This is a genomic window from Pseudomonas baetica, assembly GCF_019733355.1.
Lineage (GTDB): Bacteria > Pseudomonadota > Gammaproteobacteria > Pseudomonadales > Pseudomonadaceae > Aquipseudomonas > Aquipseudomonas baetica_A.
On record NZ_JAIHLQ010000113.1, the window covers coordinates 1 to 1,456 of the forward strand.

The window sequence follows — 1,456 nt, forward strand, 5'->3', positions numbered from 1 at the left end:
CCCCCCCCCCCCCCCCCCCCCACGGTTCGTCTCCCCAAGAGAGTAAAAACATGAGCGATTCCCTGCAGCTGATCCTTGAAGATACCGACGGCACGCAACTGCAAACCTCGTGCACCCGCGTCGCGGTCATGTGGCAAGGCAAAGAGCTGTGGATCCAGCAGGACGGCCGTGGCCAACTGCTGATCGGCGTCGACGTTGAAGAAGGTGATGCCGAGTACGCCAACCTGCTGCTGCGCCCATTGGCGACTAATCTGGTAAGTCTGCAACTGGAAATGGAACCGGCCGACGTCGGCGACGACGAAGACCACGTGCACGGCCCGGATTGCAACCACGACCACTAAGGAAACCGCTTTATGCTCGCCCTCGGCAAACTGCTTGAACTGACCCTCGCCGGCCGCGAACCGGCGGAGAAGACTCAACTGACTGTCGAAGGCGTGCGCATGCGCTGGTTGAGCGAAGGTGCGCTGGAAGTCCGGCCACCGCAAGCGCGTGACAATGGCCTGGACTTGCTGCTGTCAGCAGGCATCCATGGCAACGAAACAGCGCCGATCGAGTTGCTTGATCGGCTGCTGCATGACATCGCTCGCGGCGATCTGAAGCCGCGCGCACGCATTCTGTTCCTGTTCGGCAACACCGAGGCGATTCGCAAAGGCGAGCGTTTCATCGAGCAGGACGTCAATCGGCTGTTCAACGGTCGTCACGAACAAAGCAGCGGCTCTGAAGCGCTGCGTGCCTGTGAGCTTGAGCGGTTGGCGGCGAGTTTCTTCAGCCTGCCGGATCGCCAGCGCTTGCACTATGACCTGCACACGGCCATTCGCGGCTCGAAGATCGAGCAATTCGCCCTGTATCCGTGGAAGGAAGGACGCCAGCATTCGCGTAAAGAACTGGCGCGCTTACGTGCCGCGGGCATGGAAGCGGTGCTGTTGCAGAACAAACCGTCGATAGTGTTCAGCTCATATACCTACGACAAACTCGGCGCCGAGGCTTTCACGCTGGAATTGGGCAAGGCGCGGCCCTTCGGGCAGAACGCCGGGGTCAATGTGTCGCGGCTGGAAACTCGTCTGAAACAGATCATTGAAGGCAATGAGCCTGATCTGGCGCAGGAGGGTCTGGATGGCTTGCAACTGTTTAGCGTCGCGCGGGAAATCATCAAGCACAGCGATGCGTTCCGCCTGAACCTGCCGCAGGACATCGAGAACTTTTCCGAGTTGGAAGTCGGTTATGTACTGGCCGAGGACTTGGCCAATACCCGCTGGATCATCGAGGAAGAAGGCGCGCGGATCATCTTCCCCAATCCCAAGGTCAAGAACGGCTTGCGAGCGGGCATCCTGATCGTACCGGCCACCGACGAAAACCTCGCCTGAAACAATTTGGGGGACCAACACCTATCTCCTGTGGGAGCGGGCTTGCTCGCGAATGCGGTGTGTCAGTGAAACATCTGTTGACTGGCACACCG

Annotated in this window: 2 protein-coding genes; both read left to right on the plus strand. The window is 59.7% G+C overall.

Annotated elements, in window-relative coordinates; all coding sequences use genetic code 11:
- Positions 1-50: 50 nt before the first annotated feature.
- Complete coding sequence (locus tag K5E40_RS34280) at positions 51-341, plus strand: hypothetical protein (RefSeq protein WP_016983958.1); 291 nt, start codon at positions 51-53, stop codon at positions 339-341.
- Between the two features lie 12 nt (positions 342-353).
- Positions 354-1,364, plus strand: coding sequence for a succinylglutamate desuccinylase (gene astE, locus K5E40_RS34285; RefSeq protein WP_221734426.1), 1,011 nt, complete (start codon positions 354-356; stop codon positions 1,362-1,364).
- Positions 1,365-1,456: the final 92 nt, after the last annotated feature.